This is a genomic window from Bartonella sp. AP57NXGY, from assembly GCF_042195805.1.
GTDB lineage: Bacteria > Pseudomonadota > Alphaproteobacteria > Rhizobiales > Rhizobiaceae > Bartonella.
Genome location: NZ_JBHIOZ010000518.1, coordinates 1 through 713 on the forward strand (window position 1 = coordinate 1; position 713 = coordinate 713).

Sequence of the window (713 nt, forward strand, 5' to 3'; positions counted from 1 at the left end):
TCTTCATTCAAACCTTATGTTTACGCAACCGCACTGGAACACGGACTGTCTCCCTCGACAATCGTTTTAGATGCTCCCATCAATTGGGGAGGTTGGACACCCAAAAATAATTCTGGTCGTTATCTGGGAAAAATTGACTTAGCAACAGCTTTAGCCTTTTCCATTAATACAGTCCCTGTTTATCTCACCTACCAATATCTTAACCGCGATACCCAACCTATCATAGATCTCATTAAAAATATGGGGATTAACGCGCATATTTTATCACACAAAACGATGGTTCTTGGCACTTCCAACATGACCCCCATGGATCAAGCTACAGGCTTTAATGTCTTTGCCAATGGAGGAATAGCGGGTAATCGTCATGGGTTTACGCAAATCAAAACAATTGATGGTCGTGTTGTGTGGGATTTCGAACATAACGGAAAAAAACTACACCGAGTTCTGAGTGAACAATCAGCAGCTTATATGAATCAAATGATGGTGGGTGTCACAACACGAGGATCTGGTAAGCGTGCTGCGTTGCCCATGACTCTCGTCGCTGGGAAAACTGGAACATCACAATCTTATCGTGATGCTTGGTTTGTTGGCTTTACAGGAAATTATACGGGAGCGGTATGGATGGGAAATGATAATTTTTCACCGATGAATCGTGCTTTTGGGGGTGGCGTTCCTGCCATGATATGGCATCGCATCATGCTTGCTGCACATCA

The 713-nt window shown here is 43.6% G+C and carries 1 protein-coding gene; it reads left to right on the forward strand.

The features are described 5' to 3' along the window. Positions 1-713 (forward strand): penicillin-binding transpeptidase domain-containing protein (locus ACFIL8_RS12865; RefSeq protein ID WP_375689968.1); only part of this gene is annotated, 713 nt, incomplete at both ends.